Here is a 19930-nt window from a genome sequence, read left to right on the forward strand (position 1 = left end):
GTGGGTGCCCTTCGGGGTGGATCGCCGGACTGGTCCGTCCGGCTGACACCCATGAACCTATGGACCCTCAACCCATAACACCACGACGTAGATTGGAGCGTGTGATAATCCAGGGTTATGGATGTGGATCTGCGTGACCTGGAGCTCCTCGACGCCACCGCCGAGGCTGGCTCCCTGACCGCCGCCGCCGAGCGGCTCTACGTCAGCCAGCCGGCCCTCAGCCAGCGGCTCACCCGCCTGGAGGCCCGCCTCGGCATGCAGCTGTTCGACCGCAAGGGCCGCCGCCTGGTGCCCAACGCGGCGGGCCGCCGGCTGCTGGTCGCCGCCCGCCAGATCCTCGGGGAACTGGCATCGGCCTCCCGTGACCTGCGGGAGATCCGCGACGGGCGCGGCCGCCGGGTCCGCTTCACCGCGCAGTGCAGCACCACCTTCCCGTGGCTGCCGCCCGTGCTGCGCGCCTTCCGCGAGCGGGAGCCGGACATCGACGTGCGCATCGAGGCCGTCGCCGACGACGCCCCGATCCCGGCGCTGCTCGCCGACCTGGTCGACGTCGCGCTCGTCACCAAGCCGGACCTGCAGATGGACCGGGTGTCCCTGACCAAGCTGTTCGACGACGAGATGATGGCCGTGGTACCCGCCGCACACCCGTGGGCCTCCCTCGCGCACCTGACCGCGCGGGACTTCGACGGCGCCGACCTGGTCCTGTACGACGGCTACGACCAGAACCGCATCCCGTCGATGCCGCTGCCGATCCCGGCCGGGGCCCGGCCCGGCCGGATCACCATCATGCCGGTGGTGACCGACCTGGTGATCGAGATGGTGGCGGGCGGCCAGGGCGCGACCGTGCTCCCCAACTGGGTGGCCGCCCCGTACACGTCCTCCCACGGCCTGGCACTGGTCCGCATCGGCGAGGAGCCGCTGACCCGCACCTGGTTCTGCGCCACCCGGACCGGCCCCCGCCCGCCCCACATCGAGGCCTTCGTCGAGGAACTCACCACTCACCTCACCGCCCCGATCAGCGGTTAACCGAGGCTGAACTCGTGATGTCGCAGGGGGCTGACGGCCGGTCGGTGCAGTCGCCGCAGGGGCGGGCATGCTGACGTGCGGAGCCTGTCGACATCGTGATCCACACCATTTTCGATCGCACGTACGATGCTCGACATGATGGCCTTGTCCGTGGACACAACCTCGCAAAGCTTCGCCCTCGGCGAGATGACCGGACTCCTGTCCGTCGCTCTCATCGGCATCGTGCTGCTCTGGAAGCTGAGCAGCTCCTGGCGCGCTCCTTCAACCCCGCCCGGCGGCGACCCTGCCGAAACCGCCCGGACGGAATCTCAGCGCCGTCTGATCGTTATCGGAGCCACCGTACTCATTGCCGCCGTCGCCGGAGTGAAGGCCACGGTCTCGTACAACCCCGAGCCCCGAGCCTCCGAGGCCGGAGCTGCTGATCCGCCCCACGCGAATGCCGACGTACCGCGCTCCATCGCCTTGCCGGGCAGCTTCGCGGACTTCCGACTGATGACGGGTGCGGCCGAAGAACGGACCGGAGCCCAGGTGATGGCCGGCCGCAAGCTGCCCGAGGGGGCGAAGGCCGGGTACTACGACAGGGACGGAGATGAGAACCTTGAGCTCTTCGTCCTCGTCCGGAGCGCGGAATGGGACCCCGGGTTGTATGACGAGAAGGCGACCACGTCGATCTCGCAGGAGTTCCGCAACTTCTTCTCCGCCGCCAAGGCCGGCGAAGTGACCGGCTTCGACGCAGGGCCCTACGGCGGGAGCCTCAGCTGTGGGCTCTCACGGGGTGTGGACGGCGACCGGTCCGTGTGTGCCTGGAGTGACGCAACCACCTTCGGTGCCGTGCGGTTCGTGCAAGAAGCCGACCTCGCCGAGGCCGCCAAGACCACCCTCGCCCTCCGCAACGCCGCCACGCACTGACGGACCGGGCGCCGTGCGGCGCGCTCCGCTCAGCCCTCCAGCAGGCGGCCCATCCACTCCTCGATGCCCGCCACCGTGCGCGGCAGGGCGCCCGACATCAGGCGGGCGCCGTCCGCCGTGATGACCAGGTCGTCCTCGACGCGCACCCCGATGCCGCGCAGCTCCGGCGGGAGGGTCTCGTCGTCCGGCTGGAGGTACAGGCCCGGTTCCACCGTCAGGACCTGGCCCTCCTCCAGGACCCCTTCCAGGTAGGCCTCCGCGCGGGCCTTCGCGCAGTCGTGGACGTCCAGGCCCAGCATGTGCCCGCTGCTGCACAGCGTGTACCGCCGGTGCAGGTCGCCCCGCGCGTCCTTCAGGACGCCCCACTCCGCCAGGCCCTCCGCGATCACCCGCATCCCGGCCCGGTGGAAGTCCCCGAAGCGCGCGCCGGGGCGCAGCGCGGCCATGCCCGCCTCCTGGGCCGCCAGGACCAGTTCGTACACCTGCCGCTGGACGGAGGTGAAGCGGCCCGAGAGGGGCAGGGTGCGGGTGATGTCCGCCGTGTACAGGGTGTCCGTCTCCACGCCCGCGTCCAGGAGCAGCAGTTCGTCCCCGTTCAGCCGTCCGTCGTTGCGGATCCAGTGCAGCGTGCACGCGTGCGCGCCCGCCGCCGCGATCGTCTCGTACCCGGTGCCGTTGCCCTCGGCGCGGGCGCGCAGGTCGAAGACCCCCTCGATCCACCGCTCGCCGCGCGGGTGCGCCAGGGCGCGCGGCAGGGCCCGTACGACGTCTTCGAAGCCGGCCGCGGTGTGGTCGACCGCCAGCTGGAGCTGCTCGACCTCCCAGGCGTCCTTCACCAGGCGCAGCTCCGACAGAGCGGCGGCCAGTTCCGCGTCGGCGGACGCGTCGCGGCCGGCCGGGGAGCCCAGCAGGTCCAGGTGGGCGCAGCGGATGCCGGTGAGGCGCTCCGCCTCCGCCAGGTCCGGGCGGCGGCCCACCCAGAACTCCCCGTAGCGGCGGTCGCGGAAGAACTCCTCGTTGCCGTCGCCGCGCGGCGACCGCGGCCGCAGGTACAGCACCGCCTCGTGCGCGTGCGGGCCCGACGGTTCCATGACCAGGACGTGGCCCGCCTGGTCCTCGCCCGTCAGGCCCGTGAGCCAGGCGTACGCGCTGTGCGGGCGGAAGCGGTAGTCGCAGTCGTTGGAGCGGACCTTCAGCCCGCCCGCCGGGATGATCAGCCGCTCGCCCGGGAAGCGGGCCGAGAGCCGTGCCCGGCGGGCCGGGGTGACGGCATGGCCGGGGACCCGGTCGGAGCCGGGCAGCGGGGAGGCGGCCCACTGGCCCGCCATGAAACGGGACAACTCCGGGGATACCGGCAGGTCATGGCTGCCCGTGTGGAGGCGGGACGGAGCGTCGGTCACGGGGTCTCCCTCAAGAAGGCGCGAACTGGTGGGCGCACAGGTCTTGTCAGTGCAATTTCACATTACTATGTTACAGCTCACACCGCGGCACGTGAATCCCCGTCAAACGCCGCGTGACGCAGGGCCGTTCACCGCACCACCCCCCACTTCAGCCTCTCCACCAGGAGTTCCGGTGTTCAAGCACAGAGCTGTGCGCTCGTCCCTCCTTGCCTCCGCCGTCGCTGTGACGCTCCTCGCCTCGGCCGGGCAGGCCACCACGCAGGCCGCCGGCGCCCCGGTCCCGGCGACCTTCGCCGGCCCCCAGGCGGACCCGGCGCCCGCACCGAACCCGTTCGACGAGGTCGACCACCTGGCCAACGCGTCCGAGGCGACCCCCGCCCCCGCCCCGGCGCCCGGCGGGCAGGCCATCACCGGACAGGTCCCCGGCGCGGCCACGGCCGCCGCCGCGCCCGCCGAGCGCACCGAGAAGAGCCGCAAGGCGGCCGAACAGGCGGCCCCCGTCGCCCGCAGTGTCGCGGCGGGCGTCCCCTGCACCCTCGACGGGATCAAGAACCTCGGCCCGGAGCAGTTCGCCGACTTCCTCGCCGACCAGGCGGTCACCGCCGACGGCTGCCTGCGCGGCCTCATCTGGACCTGGGACACGCGCCTCGTCCCGGTGATGTCGGACGCGCACGTCCAGGCCGTCTCGCGCCGGATATCCGGCCTGGCCGCCGCCCACGACGGCCGCAACTCCTCCCACCTGGAGGAGATGTTCACCTACCTGCACGCGGTCGCCTACCACGACCACTCGCGCTCCGAGATCGACGTCACCGACGCGCCGACCGTGAACGCCATGCGCCAGGCCGTCGCCGACTTCGGCAACGCCGCCCGTACCTTCGACGTGACCGCCTCCAACGCCCGCACCCTGCGCGAAGCCCTGTACGCGGCCAGCGCGCCCGGCCTGCGCCAGCACCAGCTCGGCCTCATCAAAAAGGTCCTGGCCACCATGGACGCGGCCCACCCGGCCACCCACCTCGACGCCGGCTGGGCGGGTGCCGCCCTCGCCGCCCTCTCCGTCAACTACCTGGGCGTCTACCCGGGCAACCAGGACACGGCCTTCCACGCCGCCGTGGCCGCCGACGCCTCCTACCGCGCCGCCTTCAAGGCCTTCGCGCACCACACCCACCTCAAGGGCACGGGCAACGCCTGGGTGGCGCGCGACGCCCTCGGCGAGTACGGCCGCTTCGGCCAGGTCGAGGGCCTGCGGGACCAGGTCGTCGCCGACCTCGGCGCCATGCTCGAGCCGGTCAAGGCCGCGCTCGGCACCGAGCCGTGGGCCAAGGTCGTCTCCTGGCTCAACTTCTACGAGGCGTGCAAGCCGTACGGGGTGTGCAAGGAGGACATCGAGAAGCAGATCTTCCCGAACACCTTCGTCTACGACAACGGCGCCATCAAGGTCCGCACCGGCCTCGACCGGGCCACCGTCGACCAGCTCTACTACGCCAGCAAGCAGGTCAAGACGCAGTACCACCGGGTCCTCGGCACCGACCAGCCGCTGGCCGGCGACCCCAACACCACGCTGAACATCGTGCTGTACGCCTCCCGCGCCGACTACGAGAACTACCACCCGATCCTGACGGGCTACGACACCAACAACGGCGGCATCTACATCGAGAACGGCGCCACCTTCTACACCTACCAGCGCCGCGTCCCGCAGGACTCCTCCCTCACCCTCGAGGAGCTCTTCCGCCACGAGTACACCCACTACCTCAACGGCCGCTTCGCCGTCCCCGGCTTCTTCGGCGAAGGCCCCTGGTACGAGGGCGACCGGACGACCGCCATGGACGAGGGCACGGCCGAGTTCTTCGACGGCGCCACCCGCGACAACGGCATCGCCGTCCGCAAGTCGCTGGTCAAGAGCATCATCAACGACACTGCCGGCGGCGGCCCGCGCATGTCCGTCGAGCAGCTGCTGAACGCCACGTACGACGGCGACGGCTTCCGCTTCTACAGCTACGCCGGCACCTTCTTCGAGTTCCTGTGGACCGAGAAGCCCAGCCTGCTGCGCGAGATGTACACGCACCTGCGGGCCGACGACGTGGCGGCCTACGACGCCTGGCGCCACCGCCTGAGTTCCGACACCTACCTCCAGCGCGACTACGACCGCTTCCTGGACGCGCAGATCGCCAAGGTCGACCAGCTCTTCGTGCCGAACACCACCTACACCCCCAACGACCAGCTGCGCGATTCCGCGCTCGCGTCGGTGAAGTCCTCCTTCGCGACGGCCACGTACAACACGCCGGACTGCGTGGAGAACGGCGACCCCGGCAAGCGCCGCTTCACCTGCACCGGACGCATCACCGCGAACCTGAAGAACTGGCGCAGCGACGACCAGAACTTCAAGGACATGTCCGAGACGGTCGACTACTTCATCCTGGACCGCGCCGGCGCGGCCTCCAACAACCTGGCCGACATGAACTGCTCCTTCGGCCCGGTGGAGATCTGGACCAACAAGGTGGCCGGATCCTCCGACTACAGCTGTGAGGGCCCGCTCCGCAGCTGATCCGTTCCGGACCGGTCCCGCACCCCGGGACCGGTCTGGGCAGCTCCTAAAGAATGTGACATATTACTGCCGTGCTCATCAGACACCCCTTGGACGCCGTCATCATCGGCGCCGGCGTCGTCGGAGCGGCCTGCGCCTACTACGCGTCCCGCGCCGGACTCTCCGTGGCCGTGGTCGACCGCGGCCCCGTGGCGGGCGGCACCACCGGCTCCGGCGAAGGCAACCTGCTCGTCTCCGACAAGGAGGCCGGCCCCGAACTCGACCTGGCCCTCCTCTCCACCGGGCTCTGGCACGAACTCGCGGCGGTCCTCCCGCAGGAGATCGAGTACGAGGCCAAGGGCGGCCTCGTCGTCGCCCCGGACCGGGCTTCGCTCGATGCCCTGCGCGCCTTCGCCGAAGGCCAGCGCAAAGCCGGGGTCGAGGCGCTCGAGGCGGACCCCGAAGACCTGCGCGGCCTGGAACCCCATCTGGCACGAGGCCTCGCGGGCGGCTTCCTCTACCCGCAGGACGCCCAGGTCCAGCCCGCCCAGGCAGCGGCCCGGCTGCTGGCCGCCTCGGGCGCCGAACTCCACCTCGGCGAGGAGGTGACGGGCTTCGTGCGCTCCGGGGAGGCGATCGCCGGGGTCCGCACCGCACGCCGCGAACTCCTGGCCCCCGCCGTGGTGAACGCGGCGGGCACCTGGGCCGGCGCCGTCGCGGAACTCGCGGGCGTGAGCCTGCCCGTCCTGCCGCGCCGCGGCTTCGTCCTGGTGACCGAGCCGCTGCCCCGAGTGGTCCGGCACAAGGTCTACGCCGCCGACTACATCGCGGACGTGGCCAGCGGCTCCGCTGCGCTCCAGTCCTCGGCGGTCGTGGAGGGCACCCCGTCCGGCCCGGTCCTGATCGGCGCCACCCGCGAACGCGTCGGCTTCGACCGCACCCTGTCCACCGAGGCCCTGCGCCGCCTCGCCACCCAGGCGGCAGCCCTCTTCCCGTTCCTCGCGGACACCCGGATCCTGCGCACCTACCACGGCTTCCGCCCCTACCTCCCGGACCACCTCCCGGCGATCGGCCCGGACCCCCGCCGCCCCGGCCTGCTCCACGCCTGCGGCCACGAGGGCGCAGGCATCGGCCTGGCCCCGGCAACGGGCCTCCTCATCGCGGCGACTCTGACGGGCGGCGCACCAGAACTCGACATGCACCCGTTCCGGCCGGACCGCTTCGGGGGACCACCCGCCGGGGCCGGGGACGGGCCGGGGTGATGTCCGGGACGTAAAACGTGATGTGTGGCGCTCTTGCGAGCCCGCACCCAACGAAGCCCCGTCGGGGCGCCATACATCATGAGTCCCGGACATCACCCCGGCCCGGCCCCGGACCCGGCCCCCACGCACCACCCCGAGGAGGACCCCTGATGCGACGCAGCCCCCGCTCCCTGGTCGGCGGCACCCCTTCGGCCACCCACACCCTCGCGTTCGACGGCCGCGAACTCCCCGCGCAGGCGGGCCAGTCCATCGCCGCCGTCCTCTGGGCCGCCGGGATCCTCGCCTGGCGCACCACCCGCGACGGCGGCGCCCCCCGCGGCGCCTTCTGCGGGATCGGCAGCTGCTACGACTGCCTCGTCACCGTCAACGGCCGCCCGAACCAGCGGGCCTGCCTGGTCCCCGCCCGCGAGGGCGACACCGTCACCACCCAGGAGGGAACAGGCCATGCCGACCTCGCCGTCTGACTCCGCGGCCCCCGCGGACCTCGCGGCCCTGCCCGACGCCGAGCACCCCGCCGACCTGGCCATCGTCGGCGCCGGCCCCGCCGGCCTCGCCGCGGCCGTCACCGCCGCCGACCTGGGCCTGCGCGTCACCGTCCTCGACGCGGGGGAGCGCCCCGGCGGCCAGTTCTACCGGCACCCCGCGCCCGCCCTCGGCGCCGCCCGCCCCGAGGCCCTCCACCACGCCTGGCCCGACTTCGCCACCCGCGAAGCCGCCCTGCGCGCCCACGCATCGGCGGGCCGGATCACGTACCTCCCGCTCCACCACGTGTGGACGGTGGTCCCAGGCGGCGACGGAACCTGGACCCTGCACGCCCTGGGCGGAGCCGAGGAGCGCGCCGCAACCGTACGGGCCGCCGCCGTACTCCTGGCCACCGGCGCCTACGAACGCCAACTGCCCTTCCCCGGCTGGACCTTGCCCGGAGTGATCGGCGCCGGCGGCGCCCAGGCCATGCTCAAGGCCGGGCTGGTGCTGCCCGGCCGGCGCGTGGTGGTCGCCGGCAGCGGCCCGCTGCTGCTCGCCGTGGCCGGATCCCTCGCCGCCGCCGGAGCCACCGTCCCCGCCGTCGTCGAGGCCGCCGCCTACACCGCGTACGCCGCCCGCACCCCGGTCCTGCTGCGCAACCCCGGCAAGCTCGCCGAGGCCGCGGTCTACGGCGCCGCGCTCGCCCGGCACCACGTCCGGCTCCTCACCCGGCACGCCGTCACCGAGGCCCACGGCACCGACCGGGTCGAGGCCGTCACCGTCACCCGCCTCGACCGCGACTGGCGCCCGCTGCCCGGTACCGCCCGCCGGATCCCGTGCGACGCGCTCGCCGTGGGACACGGGCTCGTCCCCCAGCTGGAACTCGCCACCGGCCTCGGCTGCGCCACCCGCCGCAGCCCGGACGGCACGGTCGCCCTGGACCTGGACGACGCCCAGCGGACCTCGGTCCCCGGCATCTGGTCGGCGGGGGAGACGGGCGGCATCGGCGGCGCCGGACTCGCCCTCACCGAGGGGGAGATCGCGGCGCACGCGATCGCCGGATGCCCCGTTCCCGCCGCGCTCACCCGCACCCGCTCGCGGCTGCGCGCCTTCGCCGGCGCGATGGCCGCCGCGCACCGCCCCGGCAGCGGCTGGACCGGCTGGCTCCGGGACGACGCCGTCGTGTGCCGCTGCGAGGAGGTGCCGGCCGGCCGGATCCGCGAGGCCGCGGGGGAACTCGGCGCGCGGGACGCCCGTACCGTCAAACTCCTCACCCGCGCGGGCATGGGCTGGTGCCAGGGCCGGATGTGCGGCCCGGCCGTGGCCGCCCTCGCCGGCGAGGACCCCGCCCCCGACCGGCGGCCGCTGTCCTGCCCGGTCCCGCTGCGCCGGCTCGCCGAACTTCCCCCGGACGGGCGCTGATCCGACCTGCCCCGGCCCTTGTGGCCGACTCGCACCCGCTAGTAAAATGTCACACACCACACTAGGGAGTCATCTCATGACCGACGCGCCCACCCCCGCGCCCCGCACGACGACCGGCACCCCCGCCGGCATGCCCGCGGGCACGACCACCGTCACGACGCCCGGCACCCCCGCCGGCCCGGACACCCGCCCCCGCCCCTGGCACGGCATCATGGTCGCCACCACCCTCCCGCTGCGCGAGGACCTCAGCGTCGACTACGACGCCTACGCCGCACACGTGTCCTGGCTGATCGCCAACGGCTGCGACGGCGTGGTCCCCAACGGCTCCCTCGGCGAGTACCAGACCCTCACCGACGAGGAGCGGGCCCGCGTCGTCCGTACCGCCGTCGAAGCGGCGGGCGACGGCGCCCGCGTCATGCCCGGCGTCGCCGCCTACGGCAGCGCCGAAGCCCGCCGCTGGGCCGAGCAGGCCGCCGAGGCCGGGGCCGGCTCCGTCCTCCTGCTGCCGCCCAACGCCTTCCGGGCCGACGAGCAGACCGTGCGCGCCCACTACGCGGAGGTCGCCGGCGCCGGGCTGCCCGTCGTCGCGTACAACAACCCGTACGACACCAAGGTGGACCTGGTCCCCGCCCTGCTGGCCCGGCTGCACGCCGACGGATCCATCGTCGCCGTCAAGGAGTTCAGCGGGGACGTGCGCCGCGCCTACGAGATCGCCGAACTCGCCCCCGGCCTGGACCTGCTCATCGGGGCCGACGACGTGCTCCTCGAACTCGCCCTCGCCGGCGCGGTCGGCTGGATCGCCGGCTACCCCAACGCCCTCCCGCGGTCCTGCGCCACCCTCTACCGGGCCGCCGTCGCCGGTGACCTCGCCACCGCCCTGCCGCTTTACAAGTCCCTGCACTCGCTGCTGCGCTGGGACTCCAAGACCGAGTTCGTGCAGGCCATCAAGGTCTCCATGGACCTGGCCGGCCGGCCCGGCGGGGCCACCCGCCCGCCGCGCTTCCCGCTCACCGGCGAGACCGAAGCCGCCGTCCGCGCCGCCACCGAAAAGGCCCTCGCCGAGGGCCTCAACTAAGCAGACCGGGGGGAACCCATGCGTACGCGCCACGTCTACCACGCGGTGGACTCGCACACCGAGGGCATGCCGACCCGCGTCATCACCGGAGGCATCGGGGTGATCCCCGGCGCCACCATGGCGGAGAAGCGGCTCCACTTCATCGAGCACATGGACCACGTGCGGACCCTGCTCATGTACGAGCCGCGCGGGCACGCCGCGATGAGCGGCGCCATCCTCCAGCCCCCCACCCGGCCCGACGCCGACTTCGGCGTCCTCTACATCGAGGTGTCGGGCCTGCTGCCCATGTGCGGGCACGGCACCATCGGCGTCGCCACCGTCCTGGTGGAAACCGGCATGGTCCCGGTCGTCGAGCCGGTCACCACCGTCCGGCTCGACACCCCGGCCGGACTGGTGGGCGTCGACGTCCGCGTGGAGGACGGGGCGGCCACCGCCGTCACCCTCACCAACGTGCCGTCCTTCTGCGCCGGCCTCGACCTGAAGGCGGAGGTACCCGGCTTCGGCACGGTCACCTACGACCTCGCCTACGGCGGCAACTTCTACGCCTTCGTCGAACTCGACGCGCTCGGACTGCCCTTCGACCGGGACCGCAAGGACGACCTGCTCGCCGCGGGCCTCGCGCTCATGGACGCCGTCAACGGGAGCGGCGACCGCCCCGTGCATCCCGAGGACCCCTCCATCGCCGGGGTCAAGCACGTCTACCTCGCCGCCCCCGGCTCCGACGCCCGCCGCTCCCGGCACGCCATGGCCATCCACCCCGGCTGGTTCGACCGCTCGCCCTGCGGTACGGGCACCAGCGCGCGCATGGCCCAGCTGCACGCCCGCGGCCGGCTCGGCCTCGGCGCCGACTTCGTCAACGAGTCCTTCATCGGCACCGAGTTCACCGGCCGGCTGGTCGGCGAGACCACCGTCGGCGGGCTTCCCGCCGTGGTCCCCACCGTCACGGGCCGGGCGTGGATCACCGGCACCGCCCAGTACTTCCTCGACCCGACCGACCCCTTCCCCGGAGGCTTCCGCCTGTGATCACCGTCCGCACCACGGACTACCACACCGCCGGCGAGCCCTTCCGCATCGTCGACACCGCCGCCGAAGGGATCCCGGCCGTGCCCGGGGACACCGTCGCCGAGCGCTGCGCCACCGCCATCGGTCCCGGAGGCTCCGGGACCGCTCCGCGCCGGGGCGCGCTGGACGACGTACGCCGCATGCTCGTGCAGGAGCCGCGCGGGCACGCCGGCATGTACGGGGGCTTCGTCGTTCCGGCCGACGACGACGGGGCCCACTTCGGGGTGCTGTTCTGGCACAAGGACGGCTACTCCACCGCGTGCGGCCACGGCACCATGGCCCTCGGCGTCTGGGCGGTGGACACCGGCCGGGTCCCGGCCCCCGACGACGGGTCCGCCCAGGTGCGCATCGACGTACCGTCCGGGCGGGTCGCCGCGACCGTGCACCGGGACGGCGGCCGCACCACCGGCGTCACCTTCCGCAACGTCGCGGCGCGGGTGGGCGCCCGCAAGGTGCCGGTGGCGACCACCCTCGGCATGGCGGAGGTGGACATCGCACACGCCGGGGCCTGTTACGCCTCGGTCCGCGCCCGGGACCTCGGCCTGGACGTCACCCGGGCCGCCCTGCCCGACCTGGTACGGGCCGGGCGGGAGATCCGGGCCGCGCTGGCCACCCACCCCGCCACCTGGCACCCCGGCAGCCCGCTCCTCTCCGGGGTCTACGGGGTGATCCTCCACGAGGAGCTCCCCGACACTCCCTTCGGGCCGCACCAGCGCAACGTCACCGTCTTCGCCGACGGGCAGATCGACCGCTCGCCCTGCGGCTCCGGCACCTCGGCGAGGCTCGCGCTGCTCGCCGAGGACGGACGGCTCGGCCCCGGCGAGGACCTGCTGCACGAGTCGGTCACGGGCACGGTGTTCACCGGGCGGATCCTTCCCGGTGGCGTCACCGAGGTCACCGGCACCGCCTACCGCACCGGCGAACACGCCTTCACGGCGGACCCGTACGACCCGCTCGGCGCCGGGTTCACCCTGTGAGGAGTCACCCCGTGCGGGTTCACCCTGTGATGGCGCAGCTGGGCGCCGCCGACCTGGCCGGGCTCCTGACCCCGGCCGCGGCCGCCGACGCCCTGGCGGACGCCCTGCTCGGCGGCCTCGACCCCGAGGCCTGCCCGCAGCGCACCGCCCTCCCCGTACCCGGCGGGGGTGAACTGCTGCTGATGCCGGCCGCGTCCGGCACGTACGCCGGGGTGAAGATCGCCGGGGTCGCGCCCGGGAACCCGGCCCGCGGGCTGCCCCGGATCACCGGGTCCTACCTCCTGCTGGACGGGCCCACCCTGCGTCCGCTCGCCCTGCTCGACGGCGCCGCGCTGACCGCCCTGCGCACTCCGGCGGTCTCCGCGCTCGCGCTGCGCCGACTGGCCCCGGCCGGGCGGCCGTTGCGGCTGGTGCTCTTCGGGTCGGGGCCGCAGGCGTACGGACACCTGGAAGCGACGCTCGCGGTGCGGGAGCTGGCCGAGGTGGTGGTGGTCGCCCGGCGTCCCGAGGGCGCGGAGCGGCTCGCCGCGTACGCCCGCACCCTGGGCCCGGACGCCCGTACGGGCACCCCCGCGGACGTGGCCGGCGCCGATCTGGTCATCTGCTGCACCACGGCCCGCGAACCCCTCTTCGACGGGCGCCTCGTCGGCCCGGCCGCCACGGTCGTCGCCGTCGGGTCGCACGAGCCGACGGCACGGGAGACGGACACCGCGCTCGTGCGACGTGCGGCGGTGTACGTGGAGTCGCGGGCGGCAGCCCTGCGCGAGGCGGGGGACCTGCTGGTTCCGGAGGCCGAGGGGGCGATCGGGCCCGGCCACATCACCGGCACCCTCGCCGACCTCGTCACGGGCCGGCTGCCCGCGGGCGGGCCGCAGGGTTGTCCACAGCTCTTCAAGAGCGTGGGCATGGCCTGGGAGGATCTTGCCGTGGCGGTCGCGTTGTTCCGGGCCGCCGGGGCGAGCAGAGAAACGTGACATTGTACGCTGTTCCTCTGCCCATCAGCGGTGTCGGGCGTCTCGGAGGAAGAGCAATGGGTGACCTGAAGCAGCACAGTCTCATCAAGGCCCAGGAGCGGCTCCGCGACCAGGTCGGCCACGCCCTGCGAGCAGCGCTGATAGCGGGCGAGCTGCGCCCCGGCAGTGTCTACTCGGCCCCCGGCCTCGCCGCCGAACTCGGCGTTTCGGCCACCCCGGTGCGCGAGGCGATGCTCGACCTCGCCCGCGAGGGCCTCGTCGAGCCGGTCCGCAACAAGGGGTTCCGGATCACCGAGGTCAGCGAGCGCGACCTCGACCAGTACACCGAGCTGCGCACGATGATCGAGGTGCCGACCATCGGCCGGATCACGAAGATCGCCACGGTCGAGCAGCTGGAGGCGCTGCGCCCCATCGCCGAGGAGATCGTCACCAGCGCGCGCGAGCACAACCTCATCGGCTACCTGGAAGCGGACCGCCGCTTCCACCTCACGCTCCTCGGCCTCGCGGGCAACGACCGCCTCGTGGAGACGGTCGGCGACCTGCGCAAGCGCTCCCGGCTGTACGGGCTGACCGGCCTGGACGAGGCGGGCAAGCTGGTGTCCTCGGCGGAGGAGCACCTCGAGCTGCTCGACCTGATGCTCTCCGGTGACGCGGCGGCGGCCGAGGCCTGCATGGTCCGCCACCTCGGCCACGTCCGCTCCCTCTGGGCCCAGGGCCGCGACGAGCCGGTGGGCCGCACCCCGGGCGGACTCGGCTCGGGAGTCACGCCCTAAAGAGGCTTTGCCCTGGCGGGGGGTGTGCGGCAAAGGTCCGGCCGGCCAGGGCAGGCGGTGTAACCGCCGCGTCCAGGACGGCCCGCCCCGGCCGGTCACCGGGGCCGCGCCGGCCTGGGGCGCCGCCCCCAACACCCAAGCCGGCACCGGGATTTGGACACGGCTGGATAACGGGTCGCTCAACCCCTTGTCAGTACAATTTCACATTACTATGTTACCCGTCACATCATAGAGCGCGGCCCTTCACTGGAGTGACCCATGACCAAGCGCACCCAACTCGTCCTCGCCACCGCCCTGGTGGCCGCTCTCGCACTCGGTGCCTCGGGCTGCTCCGACACCAAGAAGGGCTCCGCGGGCGGCGGCGCCTCCAACCCCGCCGCCGCCAACGACGGCAAGGTCCTCGGCGGCACCCCGGTCAAGGGCGGCACCCTCACCGTCCTGTCCAACCAGGACTTCGCCCACCTCGACCCCGCCCGCAACTGGGTCATGCCGGCCATGGACTTCGGCACCCGGCTGCTCTACCGCACCCTCGTGACCTTCAAGGCCGAGCCGGGCAAGGGCGGCAGCGAGCTCGTCCCCGACCTCGCCACCGACCTGGGCACCCCCTCCAACGGCGGCCGCACCTGGACGTTCACCCTCAAGGAGGGCGTCAAGTACGAGGACGGCTCACCCATCAAGGCCCAGGACATCAAGTACAACGTCGAGCGCTCCTTCGCCCCCGACCTCACCGGAGGCCCCGACTACGCCGCCCAGTACCTGGCCGGCACCGAGGGCTACAAGGGCCCGCTCCAGGGCCGGCACCTCGACTCGGTCAAGACCCCCGACGACCGCACGATCGTCTTCGAACTCAAGCGGCCCGTCGCCGAGTTCTCCGCGACCGCCACCCTGCCGACCTTCGCGCCCGTGCCCCAGTCCCAGGAGAAGGGCACCCAGTACGATGCCCGCCCGTTCTCCTCCGGCCCGTACAAGATCGAGTCGTACGACCGGGACAAGAAGCTGGTCCTGGTCCGCAACGAGCACTGGGACGCCGCGACCGACACCGTGCGCAAGGCCTACCCGGACAAGTTCGTGGTCGTCATGGGGCTCAAGGGCGGCCAGATCGACGACCGGATCATCGCCGGCGAGGGCGCCGACGCCTCCGCCGTCCAGTACGCCGACATGCGGCCCGAGAGCGCGCCGAAGGTGCTCCCCAAGCCGGAGGTCAAGGCGCGGCTGCTCGCCGAGTCCCAGGGCTGCACCGAGATGCTCCACCTGAACAACTCCCGGGCGCCCTTCGACGACCCCAAGGTCCGCGAGGCCATGCAGTACGCCGTCGACAAGGAGGCCGTGGTCACCGCGGGCGGCGGCCCGGCGCTCAACGAGGTCGCCACCGCCTACCTGCCCCCGGCCCTCTCCGGCGGAAAGCAGGCCGACACCCTCAAGATCGCCCCGGCGGGCGACCCGGCCAAGGCCAAGGAACTGCTCAAGGCCGCGGGCAAGGAGACCCTGAAGGTCTCCCTCGCCGTCTCCACCGGGGACAAGGGCAAGGCGGAGGCCATCCAGCAGGGCCTGTCCCGCGTCGGCGTCGAGGTGGTCGTCGACACCATCGACCCGGGCGCGTACTACGACGTCATCGGCGACCTCTCCACCACCCCCGACATGACGCTCAGCGGCTGGTGCCCCGACTACCCCTCCGGCTCCACGTGGATCCCCTTCGTCTTCGACGGGCGCACCATCAAGGAGAAGGGCAACCAGGGCAACAACGCCCAGTTCCGCGACGAGGCGACCATGAAGAGGATCGACGAGATCAACGCCATGGCCGACGCCAAGCAGGCCAACCAGGCCTGGATCGACCTCGACGCCGAGATCATGAAGAAGTCCCCGGCGATCCCCCTCCTGCTGGAGCGCAAGCCGCTGCTCGTCGGCCCCAACATCGCGGGCGCCTACGGCCACCCGGTGTGGACCGGCACCATCGACTACGCCACCGTCGGCCTCAAGGACCCCTCGAAGAGCCAGGGTTGAGGAATCCGGAGCGACCGACACCATGACCACCACCGCACCGACCCCCGGCGCCGGTCCGACCCCCGGCGCCGGTCCGACCCCCGGCGCCGGTCCGACCCCCGACGCCGGTCCGACCCCCGACGCCGGCAAGGGCCCGCCCACCGCGGCGGCCCCCGGCAGCAGCCCCTGGCAGCTCGCCCGGCGGGAACTGCGCCGCCGCCCCGCCGTCCGCGTCAGCCTCTGCGTCGTCCTGCTCTTCGTCCTCATGGCCGTCACCGCCCCCTGGCTGGGCGCGCTCGGCGGCTGGTCCCCGGAAGAGTTCGACAAGACCGCCGTCGACCCGTACCTGGGGGGCCTGCCGCTCGGCTCCCTCGGCGGGATCAGCGCCGAGCACTGGCTCGGCGTCGAACCCGTCACCGGCCGGGACCTCTTCGCCCGCGTGGTCCACGGCGCGCAGGTCTCCCTGCTCATCGCCTTCGCCGCCACCGCCATCGTGGTCCTCGCGGGCACCGCCGCCGGAATCGCCGCCGGCTACTTCGGCGGCCGCACCGACGCCGTCCTGTCCCGGCTGATGGACCTGACCATGTCCTTCCCGTCCCTCATCTTCATGATCGCGATGCTGTCCGTGGCCAAGGACGTCAACCGCATCGTCCTCATGACCGCCGTCATCGGGGTCTTCGGCTGGCCCGGCGTCGCCCGCGTCGTCCGCGGCCAGACCCTCTCCCTCAAACACCGCGAGTACGTGGACGCCGCCCGCGTCGGCGGTTCGAGCTCCTGGCGCATCCTGACCCGCGACATCCTCCCCGGAGTCTCGGGCCCGGTCATCGCCTACACCACCCTGCTCATCCCCGGCATGATCAGCACCGAGGCCGCGCTCAGCTACCTCGGCGTGGGAGTCCGCCCGCCCACCCCCTCCTGGGGCCAGATGATCGCCGAGTCCGTCGCCTTCTACGAGACCGACCCCATGTACTTCGTCATCCCGAGCGTCTTCCTCTTCCTCGCCGTGCTCGCCTTCACCCTGCTCGGCGACGCCCTGCGCGACATCCTCGACCCGAGGGGCGGCCGCAGTTGATCCTCTACCTCGCCCGCCGGCTCCTCGCCCTGGCCGGTGTGCTCCTCGCCATCGCCGCCGTCACCTTCCTCATCTTCTACGTCCTGCCCTCCGACCCGGCCGCCGCCGCCTGCGGCAAGACCTGCAGCGCCGAACGCCTCGCCGACGTACGCGCGTACCTGGGCCTCGACCAGCCCCTGTGGCGGCAGTTCACCGACTTCCTGACCGGCATCTTCACCGGCCGCACCCTGGGCACCGGCCAGTACGCCGTCCAGTGCGACTTCCCCTGCCTGGGCTACTCGTACGAGAACTCCCTGCCCGTCTGGGACCTGCTGATGGACCGGCTCCCCGTCTCCGCCTCCCTCGCCGTCGGCGCCGCCGCGCTGTGGCTGGTCCTCGGCCTCGGCGCCGGGGTCACCGCCGCCCTGCGCAAGGACACCGCCACCGACAAGGCCCTGATGGTCGGGGCCGTCGCCGCCGCCTCGCTGCCCGTCTACTTCACCTCCGTGATGCTCATCTACGGCGTCATCCGCATCGCCGGCCTCCTGCCCTACCCCACCTACCAGGCCTTCACCGACAACCCGCTCGCCTGGGCCTCGAACCTGCTGCTGCCCTGGACCGCACTCGCGCTGCTCTACGCCGCCATGTACGCGCGCCAGAGCCGGGGTTCGATGATCGAGGCGATGGCCGAGCCGTACATCCGTACCGCCCGCGCCAAGGGCATGCCCGAGCGGACCGTCGTCGTCAAACACGGCCTGCGCTCCGGGATGACCCCGATCCTCACGATCTTCGGCATGGACCTGGGAGGGCTGCTCGCCGGAGCGGTCATCACCGAGTCCATCTTCGGACTGCCCGGCATCGGGCGGCTGTTCTACGGGGCGCTGGTCAGCTCGGACCAGCCCGTGGTCCTCGGGGTCACCCTGCTCGCCGCCTTCTTCATCGTCGTCGCCAACCTCGTCGTCGACCTCCTGTACGCCGTCGTCGACCCGAGGGTGAGGTACTGATGGCCGAGCACACCACCGCCCCGCTCCTCGAAGTCCGCGATCTGGGCGTCACCTTCACCACCCCGCACGGCACCGTACGGGCCGTGGACTCGCTCGGCTTCACCGTCGAGGCGGGCCGAACGCTGGGCATCGTCGGCGAATCCGGCTCCGGCAAGTCCGTCACCTCGCTGGCCGTCATGGGCCTGCACCGGGGCGCGGTCGAGGTCACCGGCTCCGTGGCCCTCTCCGGGCGAGAACTGACCGGCCTGTCCGGGCGGGAGCTGTCCGCGATCCGCGGCCGCAAAATGGCGATGATCTTCCAGGACCCGCTGTCCAGCCTCCACCCCTACTACACGGTCGGCGAGCAGATCGCCGAGCACGTCCGGGTGCACTTCAAGGCCGGGCGGGCCGCCGCGCGCAAACGCGCCGTCGACATGCTCGGCGAGGTCGGCATCCCGGAGCCGGCCCGGCGCGCGGGGGAGTACCCGCACCAGTTCTCCGGCGGCATGCGCCAGCGCGCGATGATCGCCATGGCCCTGGCCTGCGAGCCCGACCTGCTCATCGCCGACGAACCCACCACCGCCCTGGACGTCACCGTCCAGGCACAGATCCTGGAGCTGATCGCCAGGCTCCAGCAGGAGCGCGGGCTCGGCGTGGTGATGATCACCCATGACCTGGGTGTGGTCGCCCGCGTCGCCCACGAGGTGCTGGTCATGTACGGCGGCCGGGCCGCCGAACAGGCCCCGGTCGACGAACTGTTCGCCGAGCCCGCGCACCCCTACACCCGGGGCCTGCTCGATTCGCTGCCCCGCCTCGACACCGACGACGACGCACCGCTGCCCTCCATCCCCGGCTCCCCGCCCTCCCTGCTCGCCCCGGGCCCGGGCTGCGCCTTCGCCCCGCGCTGTCCGCGCGCCGCCGCCCGGTGCAGCAGCGAACGCCCCGAACCGGAGCCGTACGGGGAGGCCGCCACCCCGGCGCGGACGGTGGCCTGCCACTTCGCCGGCGCCCGTACCGCTGAGGAGGCGGCCCGATGACCGCGAAGACCGACCCGCTCCTGTCCGTACGGGACCTCACCATGACCTTCCCCGGGAAGCGGTCCGTGACCGGGCGCCGGGGGGCGCCCGTGCGCGCCGTCGACGGGGTCTCCTTCGACCTGGCGGCCGGTCAGACCCTGGGCCTGGTGGGTGAGTCGGGCTGCGGGAAGTCCACCACCGGCCGCATGCTGGTCCGGCTCCTCGAACCCACCGCGGGCAGCGTCACCTTCGACGGAAAGGACATCAGCCGCCTCTCCCCGTCCGCCATGCGCCCGCTACGGAAGAACATCCAGATGGTCTTCCAGGACCCCCACTCCTCCCTCAACCCCCGCCAGACGGTGGCCCGCATCATCTCCGACCCGCTCCTGGTCCAGGGCTGGAGCGCGGGCGACGCCCGCCGCCGCGCGGGCGACCTGATGGACCTGGTGGGCCTGATCCCCGAGCACATCGACCGCTACCCGCACGAGTTCTCCGGCGGCCAGGCACAGCGCATCGGCATCGCCCGCTCGCTGGCCACCAGCCCCCGCCTCGTCATCGCCGACGAGCCGGTCTCCGCCCTCGATGTCTCCGTGCAGGCCCAGATCGTCAACCTGATGGAACGGCTGCGCGCCGAACTGGGTCTCGCCTACGTGTTCATCGCGCACGACCTCTCCGTCGTCAAACGGGTCAGCGACCGCGTGGCGGTCATGTACCTCGGCAGGATCGTCGAAATCGGCGACAAGCACTCCCTCTACGAAAACCCCCAACACCCCTACACCCGGGCCCTGTTGTCCGCCGTCCCGCTTCCCGACCCGGCAGCGGAACGCCGCCGCGAGCGGATCGTCCTCCTCGGCGACCCCCCGAGCCCGGCCGCCCCGCCCCCCGGCTGCACCTTCCACCCCCGCTGCCCCAAGGCCCAGGACCTCTGCCGCACGGAGCGCCCGCTCCTGCAGCTCGCCGCCTCCCGCGAGGTGGCCTGTCACTTCCCGGGTGACTGACGGGGAGCACGGGAAGGGCAGGGCCCCGGAGCCAAC

17 protein-coding genes are annotated in these 19930 nt (G+C 72.8%); 16 read left to right on the plus strand and 1 reads right to left on the minus strand.

Annotated elements, in window-relative coordinates; all coding sequences use genetic code 11:
* Nucleotides 1–117 precede the first annotated feature (117 nt).
* Both ACZ6I1_RS20240 and ACZ6I1_RS20245 read left to right on the plus strand, forming a co-directional pair.
* Complete coding sequence (locus tag ACZ6I1_RS20240) at nucleotides 118–1026, plus strand: LysR family transcriptional regulator (RefSeq protein ID WP_469289001.1); 909 nt, start codon at nucleotides 118–120, stop codon at nucleotides 1024–1026.
* A gap of 135 nt (nucleotides 1027–1161) precedes the next feature.
* A complete protein-coding gene (locus tag ACZ6I1_RS20245) occupies nucleotides 1162–1935 on the plus strand; it encodes a hypothetical protein (RefSeq protein ID WP_469289002.1) in 774 nt (257 codons plus the stop codon).
* Nucleotides 1936–1964: 29 nt separating this feature from the next.
* On the opposite strand, the gene ACZ6I1_RS20250 is transcribed toward ACZ6I1_RS20245, so the two are convergent.
* Nucleotides 1965–3335 carry an aminopeptidase P family protein gene (locus ACZ6I1_RS20250; RefSeq protein ID WP_469289004.1) on the minus strand — a complete coding sequence of 457 codons (1371 nt, stop codon included), beginning with the start codon at nucleotides 3333–3335 and terminating at the stop codon, nucleotides 1965–1967.
* Nucleotides 3336–3507: 172 nt separating this feature from the next.
* Between ACZ6I1_RS20250 and ACZ6I1_RS20255 the strand changes: the two genes are divergently transcribed.
* The 14 genes from ACZ6I1_RS20255 to ACZ6I1_RS20320 all read left to right on the plus strand — a co-directional run bounded on the left by ACZ6I1_RS20255 (nucleotide 3508) and on the right by ACZ6I1_RS20320 (nucleotide 19894).
* Entirely contained in the window at nucleotides 3508–5877 is a 2370-nt protein-coding gene (locus ACZ6I1_RS20255) for a collagenase (RefSeq protein ID WP_469289006.1), read from the plus strand.
* 71 nt (nucleotides 5878–5948) lie between these two features.
* Nucleotides 5949–7118 carry an NAD(P)/FAD-dependent oxidoreductase gene (locus ACZ6I1_RS20260; RefSeq protein WP_469289008.1) on the plus strand — a complete coding sequence of 390 codons (1170 nt, stop codon included), beginning with the start codon at nucleotides 5949–5951 and terminating at the stop codon, nucleotides 7116–7118.
* Between the two features lie 149 nt (nucleotides 7119–7267).
* Nucleotides 7268–7582, plus strand: a complete 315-nt coding sequence (locus ACZ6I1_RS20265) for a (2Fe-2S)-binding protein (protein ID WP_469289010.1) — start codon at nucleotides 7268–7270, stop codon at nucleotides 7580–7582.
* Nucleotides 7563–9005, plus strand: coding sequence for an FAD/NAD(P)-dependent oxidoreductase (locus ACZ6I1_RS20270; RefSeq protein ID WP_469289012.1), 1443 nt, complete (start codon nucleotides 7563–7565; stop codon nucleotides 9003–9005). Before ACZ6I1_RS20265 ends, ACZ6I1_RS20270 begins: the two co-directional genes overlap by 20 nt.
* 211 nt (nucleotides 9006–9216) lie before the next feature.
* On the plus strand, nucleotides 9217–10080 hold the full coding sequence (locus tag ACZ6I1_RS20275) for a dihydrodipicolinate synthase family protein (protein WP_469289165.1): 864 nt from the start codon (nucleotides 9217–9219) through the stop codon (nucleotides 10078–10080).
* Between the two features lie 18 nt (nucleotides 10081–10098).
* Nucleotides 10099–11103: a proline racemase family protein gene (locus ACZ6I1_RS20280; protein ID WP_469289014.1), complete on the plus strand. Its 1005-nt coding sequence runs from the start codon at nucleotides 10099–10101 to the stop codon at nucleotides 11101–11103.
* A complete protein-coding gene (locus ACZ6I1_RS20285; protein WP_469289015.1) occupies nucleotides 11100–12119 on the plus strand; it encodes a proline racemase family protein in 1020 nt (339 codons plus the stop codon). Before ACZ6I1_RS20280 ends, ACZ6I1_RS20285 begins: the two co-directional genes overlap by 4 nt.
* Nucleotides 12120–12148: 29 nt before the next feature.
* Nucleotides 12149–13093, plus strand: coding sequence for an ornithine cyclodeaminase family protein (locus tag ACZ6I1_RS20290; protein WP_469289167.1), 945 nt, complete (start codon nucleotides 12149–12151; stop codon nucleotides 13091–13093).
* Between the two features lie 56 nt (nucleotides 13094–13149).
* Nucleotides 13150–13866 carry a GntR family transcriptional regulator gene (locus ACZ6I1_RS20295; RefSeq protein WP_469289017.1) on the plus strand — a complete coding sequence of 239 codons (717 nt, stop codon included), beginning with the start codon at nucleotides 13150–13152 and terminating at the stop codon, nucleotides 13864–13866.
* A gap of 258 nt (nucleotides 13867–14124) precedes the next feature.
* Nucleotides 14125–15867 carry an ABC transporter substrate-binding protein gene (locus ACZ6I1_RS20300; RefSeq protein ID WP_469289019.1) on the plus strand — a complete coding sequence of 581 codons (1743 nt, stop codon included), beginning with the start codon at nucleotides 14125–14127 and terminating at the stop codon, nucleotides 15865–15867.
* A 22-nt stretch (nucleotides 15868–15889) separates the two neighbouring features.
* On the plus strand, nucleotides 15890–16918 hold the full coding sequence (locus ACZ6I1_RS20305) for an ABC transporter permease (RefSeq protein WP_469289020.1): 1029 nt from the start codon (nucleotides 15890–15892) through the stop codon (nucleotides 16916–16918).
* Nucleotides 16915–17901, plus strand: coding sequence for an ABC transporter permease (locus tag ACZ6I1_RS20310; RefSeq protein ID WP_469289021.1), 987 nt, complete (start codon nucleotides 16915–16917; stop codon nucleotides 17899–17901). The genes ACZ6I1_RS20305 and ACZ6I1_RS20310 overlap by 4 nt, the downstream gene beginning before the upstream one ends.
* Nucleotides 17901–18917 carry an ABC transporter ATP-binding protein gene (locus tag ACZ6I1_RS20315; protein WP_469289023.1) on the plus strand — a complete coding sequence of 339 codons (1017 nt, stop codon included), beginning with the start codon at nucleotides 17901–17903 and terminating at the stop codon, nucleotides 18915–18917. Before ACZ6I1_RS20310 ends, ACZ6I1_RS20315 begins: the two co-directional genes overlap by 1 nt.
* Nucleotides 18914–19894: an ABC transporter ATP-binding protein gene (locus tag ACZ6I1_RS20320; protein ID WP_469289025.1), complete on the plus strand. Its 981-nt coding sequence runs from the start codon at nucleotides 18914–18916 to the stop codon at nucleotides 19892–19894. The genes ACZ6I1_RS20315 and ACZ6I1_RS20320 overlap by 4 nt, the downstream gene beginning before the upstream one ends.
* Nucleotides 19895–19930: the final 36 nt, after the last annotated feature.

The organism is Streptomyces sp. NPDC046303 (assembly GCF_055588085.1).